The organism is Arcticibacter sp., from assembly GCF_053551015.1.
In genome coordinates, this window is record NZ_JBMQOB010000009.1 from 66,663 (window position 1) to 90,161 (window position 23,499).

The window sequence follows — 23,499 nt, forward strand, 5'->3', positions numbered from 1 at the left end:
CTTAATTCAGGTTTAACTCTTTGATTTTCCGGTACAGGGTTCGTTCTGAGATCCCCAGCTCATTGGCCGCAAGCTTGCGCTTTCCTTTGTGCTTTTTGAGTGCCTTCTTGATCAGGTCCGATTCCTTTTCCACAAGCGAAAGCGACTCTTCTACTTCCTCCGAATGAGGTACATAGTTAAACTCGTTCTTCTTATCTGTTTCAGGTTTATGAAGTACCAATGGCACCGCCGGAGCGATAGCAGGAAAATCGACATCCTGATAGAGCTGTTGCACAATATGGTGATTCTCTGCAATGGAAGCAGAGTTTCCTCCGTTCTTGATGATCTCCGCAACAAGCTTCTTCAACTCCAGCATGTCCCGCTTCATGTCAAAGAGTACCTTATAGAGAATATCCCTTTCAGAAAAATCTTCTTTCGCATCTTGCTTGATGCGCATGGGCAGATTGCTGGCGCCTGCCTCCTGAGGAATATACTGCAGAATGCTTTCAGCCGTCAGGTTCCTGTCTTTCTCCAGAACAGCAATCTGTTCGGCCACATTCTTCAGCTGACGCACGTTACCCGGCCAGCTGTAATTGGTCAGGATGTTTCGCGCACCCGGATCAAGCTGAACGGACGGGCTTCTGTATTTATGTGTAAAATCAGCAATGAACTTGCGGAACAGCAGGTAAATATCTTCTTTTCGTTCTCTTAACGGTGGAATCTTCAAAGGTACCGTGCTCAGCCGGTAATACAGGTCTTCTCTGAACTTGCCGTTCTTCACCGCATCATAAACATCCACATTGGTGGCTGCGACGACACGTACATCTGTTTTTTGTACCTTGGATGAACCTACACGGAGGTACTCCCCCGACTCCAGGATACGAAGCAAACGAGCCTGCGTCCCGATAGGGAGCTCAGCCACCTCATCCAGGAATATCGTTCCTCCATTTACCACTTCAAAGTATCCCTTCCGGGCCTCGTGTGCACCGGTAAAAGAGCCTTTTTCATGTCCAAACAACTCGGAGTCGATGGTACCTTCAGGTATAGCACCACAGTTCACCGCAATGAACGGTCCATGCTTACGCGCACTCATCTGATGGATGATATGCGAAAATACTTCCTTTCCGCTACCGCTCTCTCCTGTGATCAACACAGAAATATCAGTAGGGGCAACCTGATTGGCAATATCTATAGCGCGGTTCAGCAATGGCGAATTGCCAATAATGCCAAACCGGTTTTTTATATCCTGTGTATCCATGTAATAACCTAACTTTCAACAATTCTGCCGATCAATGTGGCAGGGGTACAACGTTCAATTAATACCTGAACATACTGCCCCGGTTTGAAACGTTCGTCAACCGGAAAGACAACAGTTGCATTCTTATCATTCCGGCCTGAATAGTCAAGAGCCGATTTCTTGGAGAGGTTTTCGATCAGGACCGTCTGCGTTTCTCCAATTTGTTCCAAAAGGCGCTCATGAGAGTGCTTCTGCTGCAGCTTGATGATTTCATTGAAACGGCGGTTCTTCACATCCTCAGGAATATCATCCTTGTACCGCTTGGCGGCAAGGGTTCCCGGACGCTCAGAATACATGAACATATAGGCAAAATCGTATTTTACGAACTGCATCATGCTCAGCGTGTCTTCATGTTCCTCTTCTGTTTCTGTACAGAAACCGGTGATGACGTCCGTTGAGATCGCACAACCTGGCAATATTCTCCGGATCGCTTCTACACGCTCCATGTACCAGCCGCGGTCGTAAGTACGGTTCATAATATCCAGAACGCGGGAGTTGCCCGACTGTACCGGAAGATGAATATACTTACAGATATTATCATATTTGGCCATCGTATGCAGTACCTCGTCAGTAATGTCTTTCGGGTGCGAAGTGGAAAAGCGAACTCTCAGGTCAGGTCCTACCAGAGCAACCATCTCAAGCAGATTAGCGAAGTTGACCTTCTCAGTCTGATCTTCAGAAGCCCATTTGTATGAATCCACGTTCTGACCCAATAAGGTGACTTCCTTATATCCCTGAGCATAAAGGTCCCGTGCCTCTTTCAGGATCGAATGAGCATCCCGGCTACGCTCGCGGCCTCTTGTAAAAGGTACCACACAGAACGAGCACATGTTATCGCAGCCTCTCATGATCGAGATAAATGCGGTAATGCCATTGCTGTTCAGCCTTACCGGATTGATATCCGCATATGTCTCCTCGCGTGATAGCAATACGTTCACTGCACGCTGTCCCTCGTCCACCTGATCAATCAGGTTAGGCAGGTCGCGATAAGCATCAGGACCGATCACAACATCAACCAGCTTTTCTTCTTCCAGGAACTTTGACTTCAGGCGTTCGGCCATACAGCCCAGAACACCTACCATCATTCCCGGATTCTTGCTTTTTACAGCTTTGAATTCCTTCAGACGGTTCCTTACCCTTTGCTCTGCGTTTTCACGGATCGAGCATGTATTTATAAATATTACGTCGGCTTCTTTATAGTCTGATGTGGTCTTAAAACCCATATCAGTCATGATGGAGGCCACGATCTCGCTATCAGAAAAGTTCATAGCACAGCCGTAGCTTTCAATATATAGCTTTCTGCCATTGTCAAGCTCAGATGTAGGTTCCAGCAATAAAGCCTCACCCTGTCTCGCCTCGTCATGATCTTTCACGCCTGTCTCCAAATTATACATATCAGTCTTCTATAAGAACTGCAAAGGTAGCAACAATTTGTTTTACTTATGACATGTTGGCATGCTTAATTCAATCTGAACGATCTTATTTACAGGCACCCTCAAACAAGCTGAGCGTGAAGTAGGTTAATGAGATATATGGCGGCAGTGTGGCGGTTCTTTGTATCATTCTGGAAATGGATACTCATTATTTTACTGATTCTGCTGATGATTCTGGCGGGTGGCGCCTGGTATCTCAGCAGTCGCTGGAAACCTCTGCTCGACACTCAGCTGAAACAGCTGGTGCTGAACTCTTCCGATAGCCTTTACCGGGTTGAATACACAGATCTGAAGATCAATCTCATCAGCGGAAAAGCATCTCTCAAGAACCTGAAGCTGATCCCCAACGAAGACCGCTACAAGGAGCTTGAACGATTGAAAAGGGCACCCGACAATATGTACAACCTGCAGGTGGAAAGCTTTGACCTGGTCAACTTTCATCCAAAGAGATTGTACGACAGCAGAAAATTGAACGTCGACAAGATCGTGATCGATCACCCTAAGATGATCATCACCAACAAGCGTCAGCCCTATAACCGCAAGGCCGACACAGTATCAAAGAAGTCGTTGTATCAGATGATCTCAAAGTCACTCAGGGAAGTTCGCATTAACGATATTCAACTGAAAGATATCGACTTCGTGCTGATTAACAGAAGCACGCCGAAGGAGAAAAAGACCGCCATCCGCAACCTTAATCTGACGGTGACCGACTTCCTTCTCGACTCGCTTTCGGAAAAAGACAAGAATCGCTTCTATCATACCCGGAACGTAGACGTCGAGTTGAAAGACTATAAGATCGCCACTGCTGACAGTCTGTACTTCCTCCGCTTCAAGTCGGTTAAGTTCTCCACAAAAGCCAGGAGCCTGGTCATGGACGACGCGCGCATGCAGCCCCGCTATAACATCCCCGGTTTCTATCGTAAGGTGAAGATGTCAAAAGACCGTTTTGATATCCGCTTTAATCAGATTGTGCTGAAAGGCATAGATCTGGAAGAGCTTAAAACCGACCAGCGCTTCTTTGCCAGCCGGATGGTACTGGCCGACGGAAAAGTGGGCATCTATAATACCAACGCGTTGCCAAAAAAAGTGGAGAGCAAAAGCGGGAAATTCCCTCATCAGCAACTGCAAAAGCTCGCTCTTGATCTTCGCATCGACACATTGCAGCTTCGCCGCATTCAGATAGCCTACCAGGAGTTCAACAAAAAGACAGGAAAGACCGGAACCGTTTTCTTTGCCAATACACGTGGCGCCATATACAACATCACCAATGACCCTGGCTCGCTGAAAAAGAACAGGTTCATGCGCGCCGAACTCTCCACCTTGTTCCTGAAAAAGGCCAACCTGCATGTAACCTTCAACTTCAACCTGACAGACAAGGCAGGCGCATTCACTTCCACCGGAACACTCGGAGCCATGAATGGAACCGCCCTGAACCAGGTCACAAACCCGCTCGCCATGATCAATGTGAACTCGCTCAACGTGCGCAAGCTGCAATTCAATATCAGAGCAAACGAAAGGCTGGCAAGGGGCACCGTCAGGTTTTACTACTCCAACCTGAATATTCAACTCCTCAAGATCAACGATGAAACCGGACGCGTTGAAAAACAGGGGCTTGTTTCCGGTATAGCAAACACCTTTGTATTGAATGAAGGGAATCCTGATCCCAAGAACAACAATGTATTTACCGTAGGCACAATCTACCTGCGGCGACCTCCCTCATTTGCCTTTTTTAAGTTCTACTGGAAAAGCTTACTCGAAGGGGTAAAGGAAAGTGTAGGCGTGAGCCGCGAGAAAGAGAACCGTATCAAGACCGTGGTCTCGAAAGTGGGCGAAGTAGTTAGCGGGGTTAAATCAGATTTTGAAGCCCTGAAAGATAAAATGCGAGAGAATAAGCAGGAGAGGATTAAAAAGCGCGAACTGAAAAAGAAGGAAAAGGCCTTGAAGAAAGCTCAGGAGGAAAAGGAAGAAGCAGAAGAGAAAAAGCAGGAGGCTAAAAAGGACAGCGTCGCTTCTTAAGCCTCGTTTGATTTTGATGTGTTGTGACTAAACACAGCCACCTCCAATAGGGGATCTCGTTGTAGGAACTTCATTAAGTTCGCCTCCATAACTGTCCATTATTTTGAAATTTTCGTATTTATCTTTAAAGTGCTGGGAACCATTAAAGGTGAACACTAAATTTAAAGCCTGCTTGCATTGGAGGTGTGATGGCCTGATGCAGCTTTCCATTCTTTAGACGTATCGGTAATACTTTTCCTGTCCGGTATTTATTTCCGGTGCAGGAAAAGTGTTATCGTGATCGAAATGTTTTTCAGTTAACTGAAGGCTAGCTTGAATTACAAGCACATTTACCTAATAATGAGATTGACTTACATTCTTTATTTTCCACTCTCCAGATTCATAAAACATTTCGATCTCTCGACCTATATTATAACCGTTAATAGTCACCTCGCCCGAAGCTGCTTTTGTATCAATTTTAAAAACCCGAAGCCACATTATCTGCTGGGTAGTGGAATTCATATAACTATAGGGCCGTCTATCAGGTGGCAAAAAAGCAATTTTTTTTTCTGGTACTTTCACTGCTGATAAGATACTGTCGCTGAGGCCATCTTTAACTATATATAGAGAATCACGATAGCTGCGCTTTGTATCCGCGTTATATAACATATCTTTTACGGTAGAGTCTTGGAGCATGGTATGTATGACACTTAATGTGTCATACTCTATAGTATCCTGCACCGGCATATTGCTCCCGGTGCAGGATACTAAGGAAAGTACTCCCCATACATAGAGTTTCTTTATTTCCTTAAAAATCAATCCCATAAGTTCATGTCTATATATACGAGCTGGTTGTTTTGAAATTCGACGCGCCAGCCGAAGCCTAAGATCTCAAACATCTGTCCATATTCCGGATTATTGTTGTCGACAAGGCCATTTTGAAATCTACCATAGTGAACTGTCTCATGCAAGAGAGTAGCAGCGATAGCAAATGCATACGCATTTTGATGATGTAGATTAGTTGAATTTTCCATAGTAGTAAGTGATTCTCTTGACAAGTAAATAGTATTTGGATCAGTTTTGTTCCACTTTCCATCTACGTTATTGCCCAGCTCTCTATCTGAGACCAGCTTGATCGTCGGTCCGTTATTGTTTTTTACTAATTGCAATACTGTGTTCTGATCAAATCCGGAATATTTTATCAATGCAGCTAACACACGGGGGTTTTGTAGCAACCAAGTATCCATTTTAGTCAACATTTCAGCAAACTTCGGATAGTAGTATCTAATCTGCCAATCGATCTGAAACCTATTTCCAATACTACTTAAACCTGAGTATCCTCCAGAATATCCTCCCCCGCCGCTACCGCCGCCATTGTCTCCACCACCTCCGTCTCCGCTGCTACCTCCGCCTCCCGTACTTGGTCCAGTAGGAAGCCCACCTCCCCAACCATCACCACCGCCGGAGCTACCACCTGAACCGCCTCCGCCTCCATATACCGGAACTTCATTCAGTTCACCCCCGTAGATGTCTAGCGTTTTGAAATTTCCATACTTCCCTGCAGGAGTAGACTGTGTAGCGAAATTATACTCTATTGTTGTAAGTAGACGACCACTCCCGGAGAGGTATTGCAGTTTGTTAACGGTTTTTAGGTACCTCTTGATTATACCATAAGTATTTTCGCCAATAATGGTAACGTTAAGCTCAATAAGCTACTTTTCGGTATTCTCGAGCTGTACAGCAATATAGTCAAGGTTATCGCTTGTTTTCCCAAAAGCTACTGTACTCCAGTCTGGAGAGTACCTTGTAATATTGAGGTCGTTAAGGTCTTTTGACACCTTTACCTTTAATTGACTTTTGAAGTACTTAGCCGCCTCTTCTTAGGCTGAGTTCCAAGAAATAACTGATAAGGTCTGTATCTCGGTTTATTGGTTATCTGGCACTTTTCGCTTTAGGTAATACGCTTCAAATGTAAATGGTTTGCTTTATATTTCACAGTACTTTCTCATTTTTTCATAAGAAAATAAATAAGATTTCACAAGAACTTTTCCTCACCACAAGTATAGTTAAATTACAACCAGATTTGGACTTAGGATGTCGCGTGGGCCTTTTCAACAAAAACACTGAGGGCGGTGTCGAAAAATAAAATACTCAATACGCTTTAAGGTTGACTCGATATAAAGAACATCTTTACGCGATAGGACGATGTTAATCACCTTCCCATCGCTTCAGCAACGTTCATCGGTCGATGTATTGTGGAGTGAAGATTTACGATTTGTTAGAAAAATCGTAAGGGTATTGTCTTCAAGTGAATAATCAATAGCAGATATCAACTTGTAAGTAACTATTAGCTAATGGTAAGTAACGCGCTAATTCAACTGCCGGCTTTGCTTGCTAAAGTGGTGAGCTCGCCGATTTACTTCTTAACGTCTGTAATGATCTTGTTCGTACATGCTCTCGCTGAAAGTACTAGCCCTAAGCTTCAAGCCTTGTTAATGAGACTTGAGGCTTAGGACTAGAGATTATTATACAATATAATTCCACTCAAACGTATCCGGCTGAACCCCATAACGGATCTCATCCAGAGTCTTCAATGCCTTCGCTGAGAAAGTCTCCCCTGAAGCCACCGGCAGTTCATAACGTGCACCGTCCAGTGAAATCGCTGCGATAGGGGTGATCGTTGCTGCAGTACCTACACCAAATGCTTCGGTCATGTGGCCTTCTTTCAATGCCTGAATAACTTCCTCAACAGAAACACGACGCTCCTCAACCGGTACTTCCCAGTGGCGTGCCAGTGTAAGCAGTGTGTCCCGTGTGATACCTTCGAGGATGGTGTCACGTGTAGACGGTGTTACGATTTTGCCGTCAATCACAAATACCACGTTTGCTGTTCCCAGTTCCTCGATATATGCGTGCTCCTTACCATCTGTCCAGATCAACTGGTCATAGCCTTCTTTCATTGCTTCCAAGGCAGGAAGCAATGATCCAGCATAGTTTCCGGCAGCTTTAGCAAAACCAAATCCACCTTCTGCTGAGCGGGAGAACTTCGTTTCGATCTTTACATTCAGCGGTTTAGAGTAGTATGCACCCACAGGGCAGGTTAAAACCACGAACTTATATGATTTTGACGGCTGAACGCCCAGGTAAGGATCCGTAGAGAACATAAACGGACGGATATACAGCGAATTGCCGCTTCCTTCAGGAATCCACTCGCGGTCAAGATCTACCAATGCAGCGATACTCTGAACAAAGATATCTCTGGGGAACTCTGGTGCGCATAGTCTGGCAGCTGACTTGTTGAAGCGGTCTGCGTTCTTGTATGGGCGGAAGATAACCGCTTTGCCATCCGCATGCTTGTACGCTTTCAAGCCTTCGAAGAATGCCTGACCATAATGAAGTACAGACATAGCAGGACTAAAAGACATATCGCCGTAAGGGACAAGCTGAAAGTTCTTCCATTCACCATCCTCATAATCCGCCAAGAACATGTGGTCTGTAAATACCTTCCCAAAAGGAAGATCTGTGAAATCTGTATCCTTTAAACGGGAAGCAGAAGTCCTGGTAATTTTTATATCTAACGTATCAGTCACGACTGTATGTATTATTGTTGTTATTTCAAAGTTAAGGATTAATCACATATTCAGGGGCTTACGACTTGCGAAAAATCAGAAAGCTGCGTTAAAACAGAATCCTGAACTTAATCGTCTGGTCGATTTCCTTTAATTCCTTGAGTACCTGCTTGTCATACCGGATGCTCACATCCGTAATGGCATAACCGATCTGTTCATTCGTCATCAGGAACTGCCCGGAAATATTGATATTGTGATTGGCGTAAACCTTGTTGATCTGCGCCATGATACCCGGAATATTCTTGTGGATGTGGATTAGCCGGTGAGCATTACCTACTTTAGGAAGCTGCAGGTTCGGGAAGTTGGAGCTCATATACGTATCGCCCTTGTTGATGAAGTCGGCCATCCGTTTCGGGATAAACTTCACGTTTCTCGGGTTCTGCTTATGATCGTCAAAGATCACAATGCCCATCTCCGTAGCAATGTCGTGCGAGATCTTGTTCTTGCTGTTACCCAGGTAACCGATCGTTTTCAGTTTGACTGCTTTTAACAGCTTGGCATCGCTTACCGTTTCGCCATCTGCCAGCAGGACCATGCCTACATCACCAATATACTTTTCCTCGAAGGTCTCTTTATGGCGGATAGAAAATCCATCCTTCTTCAGTACCTGTATGGCCTCTTCCGGCACATCGCCAACGATCAGGCACAGGATCCTGTTCTTGGGATAGGAGATCGCCTGCGGGAGCTTGTTTACATAAAGAAACTCATCAAAGCTTGGCGTAATGTGATCAGCCTTCTCCAGGATGCTCTTACGCGCAATGTTTTCCGTGAAGGCGTAAAACTTCTGGATCAAACCGGATTCTTTCAATTGGAAATCGGAATAACCATCGCCGATCCCGTAGATGTTGCCCTCAAGTTGCAGTTGTTTCAGCAGCTTTACCTTGCCACCTTCCTGAGACAGGGGGTTATCCTGGTCGTATCCGGTGATATTCCCTTCTTCATCAAAGGTGAAGGTGTTTGCGTAGATATTTTCGATTTTGATGTCAAACGGAAGCACTACGGGAGTGATAAATTCCTTAAATCCTCCGGAAACGATTAAAACCTCGTCTGCATGTTGTTTGAAGAATTCCCGGTTACGCGAAAAGGATGCGGATACCTTCTTCTTTAGGCGGCTTACCAACTGTTTTAAATGGTCTTGATTGGCATGAAGCAGCTGAACTCTCTTGGTGAGGCTCTCTCTGAAGGACAATCTGCCTTCCATCGCTGCATTCGTCAGGTCTTCAATCTTTTTATAAATCTCCTCCCGCTCAGGATGATCACTTAATGAAATTCGTACCAGTTCATCTAATGCCTCTACCTGTGTAAAAGTGCTGTCAAAGTCAATGATGTAAAAATTCTTCATTAGAATATTTGTATTTAAAAAAGACACGCAAAAATCAGTCCCGAAGCAGGTATCATTCCTTTTGCAGACGATCGCGTGTATATGAATTCCTCAGATGCTCCGTAATCTCCTTGATAGAACGGGAAATGGGTTTGAAGCTGATCTCAGGAAAGAATTTTGCAAGTTTGGCCGACGAGTATGCCGATTTCTTAAAAGCACTTTTGGCGGTATCTCTCGTCAGGCTATATTTTTTGCCGGTTAATATGGAAGCTATTTTTGCCCCTAACAAGCCCAGGAACATATATCCCTTGCTGAGCTCCGTTTTCGGAACCGGTAGTTCGAAGTGTCTGGCTGTTTCGGAGAATAGCTGCTGATAACTTATGTTTTCTCCGTTAACGATAAAGCGCTCGGCGGTGATATCGCTTTCCATGAGCTGGATCATCACCCTGGCCACATCTTCCACATCAACAACGCCGATGGATCCCGGTGTATAATAGCGAAGGCCTTTGCGAACCAGCTCGAATAGCTTGCCGCTGCCCTTATTGCCGGCATTCTTGCCAATAATCACCGAAGGATTGACGATCACTGCATTCAGGCCCTCTGCGATACCGCGCCAAACCTCCATTTCACTTTCATACTTCGATATGGAATACCCTTGCTGGGTGCCGTTGAATTCCCATTGGTCTTTTTCGGTTACCGGTCCGCCGGCCTTGGAGTCTCCAAGCGAAGCGACGGAGCTTACATGAACCAGCTTTTCGACCTGATACAGGAGGCAAAGATCTACCACGTGGGCAGTGCCTTCCTTATTCACCCGCAGCATGGTGGCTTTATCGGCACTGTCAAATGAGATCATGGCAGAGCAATGATATACATGTGTGACCCCTTCAAAAGCCCGTTCCAGTGCGAAGTAGTCCAGTATGTCGGCAGTAAACCACTCAATATTAGATAAGTCCTCGAGAATGTTGGGGATAACGGAGTTCAGACGCTTCAATGCCCTTACCGGCATGCCTCTGTCAAGCAGCTGTTTAACTAATTCTGAACCTAAAAAGCCTGTCGCCCCAGTAACTAAGATCATCCGGCAAAAATTGAATTTGCTTTCAAAAGTAACTGAATTAAATGGATATTTGGAGCGAATATGTCTTTAGTTGATTTTTTCGCGCCGGTTGACGACCGTAAATTCGGTCAGGATGCAGGGTTCTATAGCAGCCAGTTGGGTAGCCAGGTAAGCGTGTTTACGCATGATTTTCCTGAGATTGAGGAGGGTACAGTGGATATTGCGCTGTTCGGAGTGTTGGACGACCGTCATGCGGTGAATAACCAGGGGTGCGCGCTTGCGCCCGACTATATCCGGGAGAAACTCTATAGTCTCCATGCCGGGCCCTTCAAGCCCAGGATCGCAGATCTCGGTAATATCAAAGCCGGGCATACTGTTGCCGATACGTATATCGCGGTCAAGACGGTAGTAAGTGCGCTGGTCAAAGCGAACATCGTTCCGGTGATCCTCGGTGGTGGACAGGATCTCACCTATGCCCAGTACATGGCCTATGAAGATCTGGAGCAGAAGGTAGATCTGGTCGTGATCGATAACAAATTCGATCTCGACGATATCGCCGACGATCCATCGATCGAAGCGTATTCCAACTCCTATCTGAACAAAATCTTTCTGCATCAGCCTAATTACCTGTTTAACTTCAGCAACATCGGGTATCAAACTTATTTCGTCAATCAGGATAGTCTCCGCGTGATGGAGAAGCTCTTGTTTGACGTAAATCGCCTGGGTGATTTCTACAATAAGATCAATGTGGCGGAACCGGTTATCCGCAACGCCAATGTGCTTAGCTTCGATATCTCTGCTATCCGCTCGTCGGACGCGAAGGCGAATGGTAACGCCAGTCCCAACGGCTTTTATGGCGAAGAAGCCTGCCAGTTGTGCCGGTATGCCGGGATGAATGATAAACTCAGCTCTATCGGATTCTATGAATTTAATCCGGCGTACGACAGCGAAGGACAAAGTGCGATGCTGCTGGGACAAATGATCTGGTATTTCATCGAAGGATTTTACCAGCGTAAGCGCGATTTTCCGCTACAGCCTAAGTCGCAGTACATGATCTACCGGGCCACCCTAAAAGATGATTCGCATGAACTGGTGTTCGTAAAGAGCAAAAAAACCGACCGCTGGTGGATGCAGGTGCCTTATCCGTCGGGACACTCCGGAAATGAGCGCTACCACCTGGTTCCATGCCAGTACGATGATTACCAGAATGCCGTAGCGGGGGAGATGCCTGACCTGTGGTGGCGAACCTACCAGAAGCTGGTTTAGCTTCTATCGCTCCTTGAACGAAATCTTTCCGCCGGGAAGCCTGTCTGCCGTACCTGGAGCAGGCTTAACATCCGATGCTGTCACCTGCGGTTTTAGAGGGAGCTGCTTAGCCAGCTTTCTAAGCAAGCGGTTACCCTCGTAGCCCATTACCTGGATGTTGTGGCAACGCTCAGGGTAGGCCTCTTCGCTGAGGATTATGCAACTTACGTCTGCCGGAGAAGCTTCATCTGCCGGATAGGCAGCAATGATCGCACAGGGACTGAAGGCCTTGCTGTTTAGAAGCACGTATTCACCCGTACGGCCCACTTCAGCATACAGCAATAAGGACATGCTGACCAGCACCATGCATGCGGGATCAGCCTGAGCTTTGAGCATGATGCTTGTCTCCGGCATTTTCTCCCCACCCTCGATATCCACATCCTGCATGTCCAGGTACTCGAAGTATTCTTTTCTGAAATCGAAAGCTATGGCCATCAGCCGGATGCGATACCTGTAAGCAGATTTAGGGAAGCCCGTAATTTTCCTCAGGTCGGTTCGGGGGCAGAAGGCAGGGAGGTTAACGGTGATATCTCCCTGTTCATTTCGGGTTGCCGCCGTACTGACCGGCAGCACCTCTGCGAGCTTGCTGTTGCCGTTGAAGTCCATGCCCGCAAGTTGCTGAAGATCGGCATCGTGGAGGTCGCGCTCTCCGGCAGTAGCCGCCAGGCTGCTTCTCAGCGCCCGGTAGACCTGCGCCGTTGTGCGGCTGACCGCTTCCCCGTCCCGGTAAAAGAAGGCCGGTTCAAAGGCCTTGCGAATGACGGCGGCTGCCGAGCTGCTCAGGCCAAACTCCGTTGAAGCGCGTACGCTCTCCTGTGTCTGTTTGAATTTGCGGGGTTTCCCCTGAATGATGTTCTTGTTGCGATACGTGCGATACACTACGGAACCTGCTGTTCCGCGTACTGCTCCTTTGTGATCAATGATAGCCATGTGGTTATTTTTTTTGTCAAGGTAGGCCCGCCAGGGAATAAGTACGATTTTTAGGCGGAAATTTCCCGATTCTTCTCAAAAACGTCGCAAAACAGCACGATTTTCCCTAATTGGTAGAATGAAGATCTTTGCCCGAACAGCTGATTTTTTTGTCTGAGATGAGGCTCTGCTCATCTCTTTCAGGCGAGGTTTTCAGCTTTTTCATCTGTATTTTGCCCAGAAAAAATGATCAGGTAGACCAGCCTTGAGTCCGACTTTTATCAAAGAAGGCGGACTCATCAGAGACGTATCGCCGGCTTTTAGCGCGAACACAGATGTGGGTTGGATACCGGTTTAAAACTGTAAGTTTTAAGGTTAATTGTCTAATTTTAGTCTCTTATCGTATAACAAGGATCCGCTTACGGTAATTACTGCTATCCCTTAACAGACCACTAAAGAACTAAATTGAAAAATCTACTGCTGTCCGCTTTTCTGCTATTGTCTGCAACTCTTTTCGCCGTCCCTGTCCAGAATGTTGATTCGATTTACGCGCGTCTGGATAAGGTAATGGAGAACCGGACTTTATATATGACCAACAAGGAAGAGAAGATCCAGGCTATAAAGCAGCTACTAAATATTGGGAATTTATCCTCCGAACAGGCCTACGATATCAATCTGAAGCTATGCTATGAATATAAGAAGTATAAATCTGACTCTGCGGTATTCTATGTCCTCAAAAATATTGAGATAGCGAAACAGCTGGGTGACCCATATCTCCGCAACAAGGCGGAGATCGAGCTGGCATGGTTGTATTCCACCGAGGGATTATATATCGAGTCGAAGGAACTGCTCGACAATATAAACCGGGCAAGCCTGAGTCCGAAGCTCCTGCCCGGCTATTATGAATGTTATAATGAGTTTTGCAGTCACTATGGACAGAGCAATGGCAACAGTGTCTACTACACGAAAAGCGATCATTATCGTGATTCTTTGTTGATGGTGCTGAATCCCGGATCCCTGAAGTTCCAGATTGCGCAGGCTGAAAACATGCTTTACAAGGGAAAACGTAAAGAAGCGGAGAAGGCCCTGCTTGCGCTGCTGGAGAAAACCACGGATAAGAATCCGGAACGTGCCGTAATAGCCTATTTACTTGGGCGGATGTATCTGAATGAAGGGAATAGCGAACTGCAGAAGAAGTACTTCGCTATTTCGGCCATTACAGATATGGAAAACTCGATCAAGGACAATGCTTCGATGCAAAGTCTGGCGCTTACCTTTTATAAAAACGGGGATGTTGACCGGGCGTTCCGGTTTATAGAAGCCGCTATCAATGACGCCTTGTTTTGTAACGTCAGGTACAGAACGATAGAAGGATCCTCTTTTTACCCCATTATCAATGCTTCGTTTCAAGAAAAGGAGAATAGGCAGAAGGTCGAGCTGCGCCTTTATCTAACCCTGATCAGTATTTTGTCCTTGTTTCTCATAGCGGGTATCATCTATACCTATAAGCAGATGAAAAGGATCTCGAAAATCAGAAAAGAGCTATTCCGTACAAATGAACAGCTGAGCAAGCTCAACACTGAATTGCAGCAGACCAATGGAAGTCTATCGGAAGCAAACCATATCAAGGAAGAATATATCGCCCATTTCTTTGATCTGTGCTCCACCTATATCGATAAACTTGAAAACTATCGGAAGTCCCTGCATAAGAAGGCGACCAATAGCCAGCTGGATGAACTGTTTAAAACACTGAAGTCGACCAGCATTGTAGAGACCGAGCTCGAAGAGCTTTATAAAAGCTTTGATACGATCTTCCTGAACCTTTATCCCAGCTTTGTGCGCGACTTTAATGTTCTTCTGATACCTCAGGAGCAGATCAATCCACGCCACGGGGAACTCCTTAATACTGAACTCCGGATCTTTGCGCTGATACGTCTTGGTATCACCGACAGCGTCAAGATCGCCAGCTTTCTAAGGTACTCACTTCGTACGGTATATAATTACCGGACCAAGGTGCGGAACAAAGCGATTTCCCGCGATAGCTTCGAAGAGATGGTCAAGGAAATCGGGACATTAAAACGCGATTAAGCCCTTCAATCCCGCCCGAACAGGTACTTTTTTCATGTGTTTATTGTTTTTAACATCTTGTAAATCAGATTGTAGTCTTTTTTACCAGGTACTTTTTTCGTGCAATGAAAATCAAGCGTCATTTCTGTATTTACATTTGAGGAAACAACCAATAAGCGACATCTACATCTGCTTCGCTTTCTGAGACCAGTTATTTAGCTAACCATTAAATCATCAATTATGAGGCTTTTATTTACCAAAAGACTTGCTTTGCTCTTCTTTTTTTTAGGATGTGCAATGCCCATGCGCACACTCGCCCAAAATTTCCGGGTAGAGGGTAGCGTAACTGACGCTGCTACCGGCGAAACGCTGATAGGAGTATCGATCACGTTGAAGGGAACAAAGACCGGAACGCTCTCGGGCGTAGATGGGCGCTATTCCCTGCCGAATGTTCCCCCTGGCGCCGTGCTGGTCGTTTCCTATCTCGGGTACGAGCCACTAAATGTTCCGGCAAATGCCGGAAGGATGGACATCCGGCTGAAAGCTTCCAATAATGTGTTGGAAGACGTGGTGGTGATCGGCTACGGATCTGTAAAACGTAGAGATGTCACCACGGCGATTTCCAGTATTTCGACAAAAGACCTTGATCAAAGGCCTATTGTCTCTGCTGCACAGGCCATACAGGGCCGGGCGGCCGGTGTATCGGTGATTCAGCCGAACGGAACACCTGGTGCGGAGATGTCTATACGGGTGCGGGGTACCACCTCCTTCAATGGCAGCAACGATCCGCTGTATGTAGTTGATGGGGTGCCGGTCGACAATATCCGGTTTCTGTCGCCTACCGATATAGAAAGTATGCAAATCTTAAAAGATGCTTCTTCCGCGGCTATCTATGGTTCCAGGGCTGCCAATGGTGTAATTCTGATCTCCACAAAGGCCGGTAAAAGTGGAGAGGCCAAGATTGCCCTGAACGCACAGTTCACCCAAAACAAAGTGACCAACGAAATTGACGTACTCAATTTATCTCAATACAGGCAGCTTCAAAATGAAATCGGCCTTATTGCTCTTCCGGATGGATTGACAGATCAAACCGACTGGTTCGATGAGACCTATAAAACAGGCCAGCTGCAGAACTATCAGGTATCGATATCCGACGGAACGGAGAAGCTGAAATACTATCTGTCTGCAGGATACCTGGATGAAACAGGTGTGCTGAACACTTCCTTTTTCAAACGCTACAATGTGCGGGCGAATATTGATAATAAGGTGCGTAAATGGCTGACCATCGGAGCTAACGTAAATTATGCCGATTATTCAAATAACGGCGTCACGACCGGACTTGGCGCGAACCGGGGAGGTGTGATCCTTTCTGTTATCAATACCCCCACTTATGCACCTGTATGGAATCCGGAAAATACCAACCAGTATTACAATAACTTCTATGGCGCCAGCAATATCACCAGTCCGATAGAAAATATGGCGCGCAGCAGGAACAACCGCGAGAGGGAAAACCGGCTGATTGCTTCCGGAAACGCCTTGTTTACGTTCCTTCCGGAGCTTAACTTCAAAACTTCATTTACCCTCGACAGGAGGAATGCCCTGAACACGACCTTCCTCGACCCTATTTCTACCACATGGGGCCGTAACCAATACGGTGAGGCTTCAGATAACCGGAACATGAATACCGTGCTAACCTTTGACAACGTGCTTACCTATAACCGCACGTTCAGCGAGCACGGGGTTGAGGTGATGGCAGGTTCCTCCTATACAGACTCTGATTATTCTAACAGCTATATCAATGGTTCACATTTCAGAGACGATCAGATTCAGACGCTTAATGCTGCCAACAGGATCGGTTGGAACAATACCGGCTCCGGTGCTTCCCAGTGGGCCATCATGTCCTACTTCGGACGAGTAGCCTATAACTTTGAAAGCAAATACCTCTTAACTGCAAATATCCGTGCTGATGGGTCTTCGCGCTTGCATCCGGATCATCGCTGGGGATATTTCCCGTCGCTATCTGCTGCCTGGAGAATATCTTCCGAAGATTTTATGGACGGAGCAGAATGGCTTAACGACCTGAAGATCCGCGGAGGCTGGGGACAGACAGGGAATCAGTCGGGACTTAACGACTACGCTTACCTGCAGCGCTATAGCATTGGCCGCATCGAGTGGTTTAAGGAAGGACAGGAAAATGCCCTCCCGACGATAAGTAAATCGAACATCCGCACCAAAGACCTGACCTGGGAGACGACTACACAATCAAACGTCGGCCTTGATTTCACGGCATTCAGGAACCGCTTGACGGTGAATCTGGACTATTATTACAAGAGAACCACCGATATGCTGATGTCCATTGACCTGCCGGCAGGCTCTGCCGCTGCAAATACCATGCAGAGGAATGAAGGAGTGATGGTGAACAAAGGATTTGAAGTGCTTGTAAATTCGCAGAATGTAAAGGGACCTTTCACGTGGAACACGGATTTTAATATCTCATTCAACAAGAACAACCTGGAGGATCTGGCAACAAGGAAGATCTATTCGACAGCCACAACCAGCGACGTCATTAATGAGGCTGTTGTGAGGAACGAGCCGGGACGGCCCATGAGCGGGTTCTTCGGATACATCAGCGATGGTGTGGATCCGGAAACCGGGGAGCTGATGTACAGGGACCTGAATGGTGACAGCAAGATATCCTCAACTGACCGGACTTATATAGGTGATCCGAATCCGGACTTCATATTCGGGTTGACCAACTCATTCTCTTATAAGAACCTAAACCTGAGTGTTTTCCTTCAGGGCTCCTACGGGAACGACATCTTCAATGCTTCACGTATCGAAACAGAAGGGATGTATGATGGCAAAAACCAGTCTACAAGGGTGCTTGACAGATGGAGAGTGCCGGGGCAGATCACAGATGTTCCCAGAGCCGGTTTTGAGCTGAGGAACTCCAGCTACTTCATTGAAGACGGAAGCTATCTGCGGGTCAAAAACGTGTCGCTCTCGTACAATGTGCAGGGGCAGCTTCTGAAGAAGTTGAAAATAGCCCGTCTGCAACCTTACATCTCTGCAAGCAACCTGCTGACCTGGACCAACTATTCAGGGATGGATCCGGAGGTGAATCAATGGGGGAACAACGGAGCGGTACAGGGAATCGACTGGGGTACCTATCCGCAGAGTAAGTCTTTCGTGTTTGGGCTTAATGTTGAATTTTAAAAGCTAAGCAAATGAAAATCAGATATATTTATCACAGCGTAATCCTGGCTGGATTATTAGCCGTCACCTCATGCTCATTAGTCAAAGATCCGGTAGACACATATTCAGATGTCACCGAAGGAGAAGAGGAACCGGGAGTAACGGTTGTATTTAAAGACAAGGCTGCGGTTTTAAGCCATCTCACAACCCTCTACAATCAGATGCGCGACCGCCAGGAACACTGGTACCTGGATATGCTGCTGGTTGCAGAAGCACATTCGGACAATGCTTACGCCGGAACAACCGGAGCAGAGGTTGTGCCTTATGAAAATAACTCCATTGAAGGGTCTAACTCAGTTATTAACCGCGACTGGAACCGTTATATGGAGGATGTTGCCCGTGCGAACCGGCTGATCAATAATGTCGATTCGGTTGCGGATAACTCGTTTACCACGGCGGAGCGGGAGGAGATCAAATCGCAGGGGAAGATTTTCAGGGCGATGGTGCTTTTCGATATGGTGCGCCTTTGGGGATCCATTCCGGTTGTAACCAAAGAGGGAGGAAACATTACGGCCGAGAACCTGGAAGAGGTTTATGACGACTATTTTCCCGCTCAGAATACGGAAGAAGAGGCATACAAGCAGATAGAAAAAGATCTTACGGAGGCACTTGTTTCCGCACCGAACAACAGCGCGGCTAACAAGACGCTTTTTACCAAGTCGGTCGCACGGACCTTGCTGGCCAAGGTGTATGCGGAAAAGCCGCTCAGAGATTATGCGAAGGTCATCCGCTATGCGGACGAACTTGCTGCAGACGGCTTTGATCTGGTGGCTGATTTCAGTGATCTGTTTGGGATGAATGCGGCAAAAACGGATGCCAAGGCAAGGAATACAAGAGAAAGCATCCTGGAAGCTCAGTTTGTTTCAGGAAGCGGAAACTGGGTAACCTGGATGTTTGGGCGCGATCTGACGAACTATAACAACAACTTCACCTGGGCTAAATGGATCACGCCATCCAGGAGCCTGATCAAGGCCTATCAGGATGAAGGAGACCAGAAACGTTTTTCCGAGTCGATAGTCTATTACCAGACAACATGGAGTAATTACTATCCTTCAAGTAATTACCCCTTCATGTATAAGACACGATCGGCTTTCAACAGCATTATCAAATACCGCTATGCCGACGTGCTCCTGTTGAAAGCAGAGGCCTTGATCATGGGCAATAACAGCAACCTGTCTGCGGCTGCCGACATCATCGACAGAATAAGAGAGCGTGCCGGCCTTGGAAAGCTTCCAAATGCGGTGCGCAGCAACAAGGATGCTATCTTGAACGCACTGCTGAAAGAGCGCAGGCTGGAGCTCGCATTCGAGGGGCAACGCTGGTTTGACCTGGTGCGGCTGAACAAGGTTGAAGAAGTCATGAACGCCGTCTTTGCGAAAGATCCCGGAAGAAAGGCGCTGATCTATCCTTTCAACCAGAGCTCCTACCGCTTGCCAATACCTCAGGCGGTGATTGATCAAAATCCTAAACTGATACAAAATCCTGGTTACTAATACGATGAAGATGAAGAAATACATGCAGAATTTAAAATGCGTAGCGTTAGCGCTTTGCCTCCTGGGCTCTATCGTCACAGCTTGCGGCACAGATAAAAGCGAACCGGAGAAACCTGTAGATCCGGAAGTACCCACAAGCGGCGATGTTACCCTTTTTGTAACCACCGCTACCAGGTCGCAGGACTTTGCAAAGAAGTTTATTGATTTCAGCAGCAAATCCAATATGTCACCGAATACCATCACCTTGAATCCCACTCAAACCTTCCAGTCTATGGATGGTTTCGGTGCTGCCATCACCGGGTCGACCTGCTTTAACCTGATGAAGATGTCGCAGGCCGACAGGACCAGGTTCCTGAAGGAAACTTTCTCAGAAACGGAGGGAATGGGACAAAGTTATGTGCGGATAGCCATCGGGTGTTCTGATTTTTCATTAAGTGAGTACACCTGTTGGGATACCCCCGGAATCGAGAATTTCGGACTTCAAAATGAGGAGAAGAGCTATATCATTCCCGTTTTGAAGGAGATCCTGGCGATCAATCCGCAGCTCAAGATCCTGGGTTCGCCCTGGACACCTCCGCGCTGGATGAAAGTTAACAACCTCAAGGATCTGCAGCCGTTCAACTCATGGACAAGCGGGCAGCTTAATCCGGCTCACTATCAGGATTACGGGACCTACTTTGTGAAGTGGATACAAGCTATGTCTGGGAACGGGATTAAGATATATGCCATTACGCCACAGAATGAGCCATTGAACCGGGCAAACTCCGCGTCGCTGTACATGAGCTGGGAGGAGCAGCAGGCATTTGTGAAGACGGCGCTTGGACCGAAGCTTAAGACTGCCGGGCTGGACACGAAGATTTACGTTTTCGATCATAATTACAACTATGATGATATTGCCTCTCAAAACGACTATCCGGCAAGGATCTATGAAGACCCTGCTGCGGCAGCCTATATAGCGGGAGCTGCATTTCATAACTATGGAGGAGACAAGGCGGAGCTTGCGGATATTCATAACAAGCGCCCTGAGAAGGAGCTAATCTTCACTGAAACATCCATCGGCACGTGGAACGACGGGCAGAACCTTGCAACCCGCCTGATGGAAGATATGAAAGAGGTGGGCCTGGGAACGATTAATAACTGGAGCCGTGCGGTGATCGTATGGAACCTGATGCTGGATACTGAACGCGGTCCGAACAGGGCAGGAGGGTGCCAGACCTGTTATGGTGCTGTAGACCTCGCGAAGTCTGATTACAAGACCATCAAGAAGAACTCCCATTACTACGTGATCGGACATTTGTCGGCAGTGGTTAAACCGGGTGCCGTCCGCATAGGCACAAGCGGGTATTCAGCAGAAGGCGTTACCTATTCCGCATTTAAAAACCCGGATAATACCTATGCATTGGTATTGCTTAATAATACCAATGATATTAAGAAAATAACATTGAGCGACGGATCGAAGCACTTCAGCTATGATGTGCCGTCCAAATCTATTGTGTCATATCGTTGGAAGTAACAAGAAAGACTATGAAAATACATATAGGAATCGTAATGCTTGCTCTGGGAGTAATGCTTTTCGGCTCATGTACGAAAGAAGATACGACGGCTCCCGGCAATCCGCTTATAACACCAAAGACAGAGTTCAGCACTGCGCATTTCGGCGACAGCCTGGAGTTTAAAGTAGACGTATCCGACGAAGAGGTGCCTCTGTCAACCCTGAAGGCGCAGCTCTTCTATAGCGAGGAGATGGTCTCTGAAGTGGTTATCCGCACCAAGGCCAATGGCGAGTACAGCGGGAAGATCTACGTTCCCTATCTGGCCAATGTTCCTAACGGAACAGCGACGCTGAAGCTGGTGCTGCAGAATATCCGCCTGACGGTCTCTGAAAAGGAGATCGATCTGCCGTTGACCCGCCCTGATTTTCCGTATCTGACGCTGGTCACTGCAACGGGTGAACATCGGATGAACAGGCTGAATATGTATGAATATTCGGCAAATGAAGTGTTTCCATTCTCCGTGAAGGGCTACATTAAAGCACCAAAGGTGGGGAGTGCCGGTAACGAGATGACCTTTGGCTGGGAAGATAATGCTGTGGCATTGGGATCTGTGAGTGAGATCCCTTTTTCTAACTCATCTTCCGGAAGATATTCCATTTCATTTAATACGTTCAATTATCAGGCCTCTCCTTTCATCATCGCTTATGCGGTAAATGGAACAGTAATGGACAGGATTGATGATAACAGGTTCAAGGCTGAGCTGAATTTTACGAAGGGACAGGACGTTGTAGTGGATGGTATAGAGGACTTTAGCAGCTGGTTTATTGATCCGGATTACGTCAGCAAAGATGCGAACGGTAAGCTGAGCTTCCTGCCGATGACCGGGAAGTACCGTGTGACCGCAAATTTCACGCTTAAGTATCTTGTTGTGGAAGCCATGAATGGTGCGGGTCTGGCTACCTTGCAGCCTGACGGAACAGGAGCAGTCTGGATCATTGGAGAGGGTATTGGTAAGCCTGATATTGCCACGAATCAGGTGGGTTGGAATACGGATAACGCACTTTGTATGGCACCGATGGGAAATAAGAAGTACCAGATCAGCGGAGTTGCCGGAACTACCTTCAGAGCCGACAATATCAACTTTAAATTTTTCCATCAGAAAGGCTGGGGCGGTGAGTTTAAAGACGCCAATATTAGTACGACAAGTGATCTGATCTTCATCGGTAATGGCAGCAACGGCAGAGACTCAGGGAACCTGGGCATTGTTGCCGGCAAAACGCTGGAGACAGGTGCAACCTATGTGTTAACTGTTGATTTAAGTGCCGGGAATGATAAGGCGGTATTGACCGTAACTAAGAAGTAGAATAAGGTGTTTATCTTGCGGCGTGAGTTCGGGCGACGAGAGCCCGGCTCACGCTATTGCTAACCCGTTAACCTGGATAAATTTTATGAAAAAGTATCGTCTTATTCTTCTCTTATTGCTGTTTACAATTCGGATAAACGCTCAAACTTCCGATGAGGCCCGTTATTCTACAAAGAAAGATGTGTCTTACATCGGAAATAAGGAAACAGATGCTTACAGGAAAGAGCGTTGTAATCTGGATGTCTACTATCCCTTGAACAAAACGGGATTCCGGACGGTGGTCTGGTTTCACGGCGGAGGTTTAGAGGGCTCCCAAAAAGAGATTCCCACTCAACTACAGAACAAGGGAATCGCAGTAGTGGGTGTCAACTATCGCCTCAGTCCGCGGGCGAAAAACCCGGCCTACACAGAAGATGCTGCTGAAGCCGTTGCCTGGGTGTTCAAACACATTGAGCAATTTGGCGGAGATCCAGCGCAGATCTATGTTGCCGGTCATTCTGCAGGGGCATACCTCGCGCTGATGGTAGGAATGGACAAATCTTATCTTCAGAAACACGGTATTGATGCGGACAAGATAAAAGGGCTCATACCAATAAGTGCCCAAACAGCAACGCATTACACTATTCGAAAGGAGCGGGGACTGGATATGAAGGTTCCAGTGATAGACAGGTACGCTCCATTAGCTCTGGTCAGAGCTAATCTTCCACCGACGTTTTTAATCACGGGCGACAGAGCACTTGAGCTCACGTCCCGCTACGAAGAAAATGTTTACTTGCTTGCGCTTCTAAAAAATGCCGGCAATGAAAACATTAAGCTCTATGAACTTCCGGGCTTTGACCACGGAAGTGTTATGTCTCCAGGCTGCAGTCTTCTGCTGGAATGGATCAAACAATTTAAATAATAAAG

17 protein-coding genes are annotated in these 23,499 nt (G+C 46.9%); 8 read left to right on the plus strand and 9 right to left on the minus strand.

Annotated features, from left to right (window positions below):
- Position 1 precedes the first annotated feature (1 nt).
- Together ACO1NU_RS05735 and miaB are read right to left on the minus strand one after the other, a co-directional pair.
- The gene (locus tag ACO1NU_RS05735; protein WP_448817510.1) at positions 2-1,237 is read right to left on the minus strand and encodes a sigma-54 interaction domain-containing protein; all 1,236 of its coding nucleotides are present in this window, start codon (positions 1,235-1,237) and stop codon (positions 2-4) included.
- A gap of 8 nt (positions 1,238-1,245) precedes the next feature.
- Positions 1,246-2,670: a tRNA (N6-isopentenyl adenosine(37)-C2)-methylthiotransferase MiaB gene (gene miaB / locus ACO1NU_RS05740; protein ID WP_448817511.1), complete on the minus strand. Its 1,425-nt coding sequence runs from the start codon at positions 2,668-2,670 to the stop codon at positions 1,246-1,248.
- 138 nt (positions 2,671-2,808) lie between these two features.
- Between miaB and ACO1NU_RS05745 the strand changes: the two genes are divergently transcribed.
- The gene (locus ACO1NU_RS05745) at positions 2,809-4,725 is read left to right on the plus strand and encodes a hypothetical protein (protein WP_448817512.1); all 1,917 of its coding nucleotides are present in this window, start codon (positions 2,809-2,811) and stop codon (positions 4,723-4,725) included.
- Between the two features lie 333 nt (positions 4,726-5,058).
- Here ACO1NU_RS05745 and ACO1NU_RS05750 read toward each other — a convergent pair whose 3' ends face one another.
- The 6 genes from ACO1NU_RS05750 to ACO1NU_RS05775 form a co-directional block, all read right to left on the minus strand.
- Positions 5,059-5,529 carry a hypothetical protein gene (locus ACO1NU_RS05750; RefSeq protein ID WP_448817513.1) on the minus strand — a complete coding sequence of 157 codons (471 nt, stop codon included), beginning with the start codon at positions 5,527-5,529 and terminating at the stop codon, positions 5,059-5,061.
- Entirely contained in the window at positions 5,520-6,023 is a 504-nt protein-coding gene (locus ACO1NU_RS05755; RefSeq protein ID WP_448817737.1) for a hypothetical protein, read from the minus strand. The genes ACO1NU_RS05750 and ACO1NU_RS05755 overlap by 10 nt, the downstream gene beginning before the upstream one ends.
- A 5-nt stretch (positions 6,024-6,028) precedes the next feature.
- Entirely contained in the window at positions 6,029-6,214 is a 186-nt protein-coding gene (locus tag ACO1NU_RS05760) for a hypothetical protein (RefSeq protein WP_448817514.1), read from the minus strand.
- Positions 6,215-7,229: 1,015 nt separating this feature from the next.
- Positions 7,230-8,294, minus strand: coding sequence for a branched-chain amino acid aminotransferase (locus ACO1NU_RS05765; protein WP_448817515.1), 1,065 nt, complete (start codon positions 8,292-8,294; stop codon positions 7,230-7,232).
- An 88-nt stretch (positions 8,295-8,382) separates the two neighbouring features.
- Positions 8,383-9,675 (minus strand): HAD-IB family phosphatase, encoded by a 1,293-nt coding sequence (locus ACO1NU_RS05770; RefSeq protein WP_448817516.1) that lies wholly within the window; start codon positions 9,673-9,675, stop codon positions 8,383-8,385.
- Between the two features lie 52 nt (positions 9,676-9,727).
- Positions 9,728-10,729, minus strand: a complete 1,002-nt coding sequence (locus tag ACO1NU_RS05775; RefSeq protein ID WP_448817517.1) for an NAD-dependent epimerase/dehydratase family protein — start codon at positions 10,727-10,729, stop codon at positions 9,728-9,730.
- A gap of 60 nt (positions 10,730-10,789) precedes the next feature.
- Here ACO1NU_RS05775 and ACO1NU_RS05780 point away from each other — a divergent pair, with 60 nt between their 5' ends.
- Positions 10,790-11,974, plus strand: coding sequence for a formimidoylglutamase (locus ACO1NU_RS05780; protein WP_448817518.1), 1,185 nt, complete (start codon positions 10,790-10,792; stop codon positions 11,972-11,974).
- 3 nt (positions 11,975-11,977) lie between these two features.
- Here the strand turns inward: ACO1NU_RS05780 and ACO1NU_RS05785 are convergent, their stop codons facing one another.
- Positions 11,978-12,943 (minus strand): hypothetical protein, encoded by a 966-nt coding sequence (locus ACO1NU_RS05785; protein WP_448817519.1) that lies wholly within the window; start codon positions 12,941-12,943, stop codon positions 11,978-11,980.
- A gap of 444 nt (positions 12,944-13,387) precedes the next feature.
- On the opposite strand from ACO1NU_RS05785, the gene ACO1NU_RS05790 reads away from it, so the two are divergent.
- The 6 genes from ACO1NU_RS05790 to ACO1NU_RS05815 all read left to right on the plus strand — a co-directional run bounded on the left by ACO1NU_RS05790 (position 13,388) and on the right by ACO1NU_RS05815 (position 23,494).
- Entirely contained in the window at positions 13,388-15,010 is a 1,623-nt protein-coding gene (locus ACO1NU_RS05790) for a DUF6377 domain-containing protein (protein ID WP_448817520.1), read from the plus strand.
- A gap of 219 nt (positions 15,011-15,229) precedes the next feature.
- Positions 15,230-18,205 (plus strand): SusC/RagA family TonB-linked outer membrane protein, encoded by a 2,976-nt coding sequence (locus tag ACO1NU_RS05795; protein ID WP_448817521.1) that lies wholly within the window; start codon positions 15,230-15,232, stop codon positions 18,203-18,205.
- An 11-nt stretch (positions 18,206-18,216) separates the two neighbouring features.
- Positions 18,217-19,737 carry a RagB/SusD family nutrient uptake outer membrane protein gene (locus tag ACO1NU_RS05800; RefSeq protein ID WP_448817522.1) on the plus strand — a complete coding sequence of 507 codons (1,521 nt, stop codon included), beginning with the start codon at positions 18,217-18,219 and terminating at the stop codon, positions 19,735-19,737.
- A 10-nt stretch (positions 19,738-19,747) separates the two neighbouring features.
- A complete protein-coding gene (locus ACO1NU_RS05805) occupies positions 19,748-21,250 on the plus strand; it encodes a glycoside hydrolase family 30 protein (protein WP_448817523.1) in 1,503 nt (500 codons plus the stop codon).
- A gap of 11 nt (positions 21,251-21,261) precedes the next feature.
- Positions 21,262-22,593, plus strand: coding sequence for a DUF5125 domain-containing protein (locus tag ACO1NU_RS05810; protein WP_448817524.1), 1,332 nt, complete (start codon positions 21,262-21,264; stop codon positions 22,591-22,593).
- Positions 22,594-22,678: 85 nt separating this feature from the next.
- Complete coding sequence (locus ACO1NU_RS05815; protein WP_448817525.1) at positions 22,679-23,494, plus strand: alpha/beta hydrolase; 816 nt, start codon at positions 22,679-22,681, stop codon at positions 23,492-23,494.
- Positions 23,495-23,499: the final 5 nt, after the last annotated feature.

Excerpts from the sequence above, each read along its gene's own strand:
- ACO1NU_RS05780 (WP_448817518.1), top strand. The coding sequence starts at position 10,790 with ATGTCTTTAGTTGATTTTTTCGCGCCGGTTGACGACCGTAAATTCGGT.
- ACO1NU_RS05800 (WP_448817522.1), top strand. The coding sequence starts at position 18,217 with ATGAAAATCAGATATATTTATCACAGCGTAATCCTGGCTGGATTATTA.
- ACO1NU_RS05795 (WP_448817521.1), top strand. The coding sequence starts at position 15,230 with ATGAGGCTTTTATTTACCAAAAGACTTGCTTTGCTCTTCTTTTTTTTA.
- ACO1NU_RS05750 (WP_448817513.1), bottom strand. The coding sequence starts at position 5,529 with ATGGGATTGATTTTTAAGGAAATAAAGAAACTCTATGTATGGGGAGTA.
- ACO1NU_RS05815 (WP_448817525.1), top strand. The coding sequence starts at position 22,679 with ATGAAAAAGTATCGTCTTATTCTTCTCTTATTGCTGTTTACAATTCGG.
- ACO1NU_RS05810 (WP_448817524.1), top strand. The coding sequence starts at position 21,262 with ATGAAAATACATATAGGAATCGTAATGCTTGCTCTGGGAGTAATGCTT.
- ACO1NU_RS05735 (WP_448817510.1), bottom strand. The coding sequence starts at position 1,237 with ATGGATACACAGGATATAAAAAACCGGTTTGGCATTATTGGCAATTCG.
- ACO1NU_RS05745 (WP_448817512.1), top strand. The coding sequence starts at position 2,809 with ATGGCGGCAGTGTGGCGGTTCTTTGTATCATTCTGGAAATGGATACTC.
- miaB (WP_448817511.1), bottom strand. The coding sequence starts at position 2,670 with ATGTATAATTTGGAGACAGGCGTGAAAGATCATGACGAGGCGAGACAG.
- ACO1NU_RS05805 (WP_448817523.1), top strand. The coding sequence starts at position 19,748 with ATGAAGAAATACATGCAGAATTTAAAATGCGTAGCGTTAGCGCTTTGC.
- ACO1NU_RS05775 (WP_448817517.1), bottom strand. The coding sequence starts at position 10,729 with ATGATCTTAGTTACTGGGGCGACAGGCTTTTTAGGTTCAGAATTAGTT.
- ACO1NU_RS05760 (WP_448817514.1), bottom strand. The coding sequence starts at position 6,214 with ATGAAGTTCCGGTATATGGAGGCGGAGGCGGTTCAGGTGGTAGCTCCG.
- ACO1NU_RS05785 (WP_448817519.1), bottom strand. The coding sequence starts at position 12,943 with ATGGCTATCATTGATCACAAAGGAGCAGTACGCGGAACAGCAGGTTCC.
- ACO1NU_RS05770 (WP_448817516.1), bottom strand. The coding sequence starts at position 9,675 with ATGAAGAATTTTTACATCATTGACTTTGACAGCACTTTTACACAGGTA.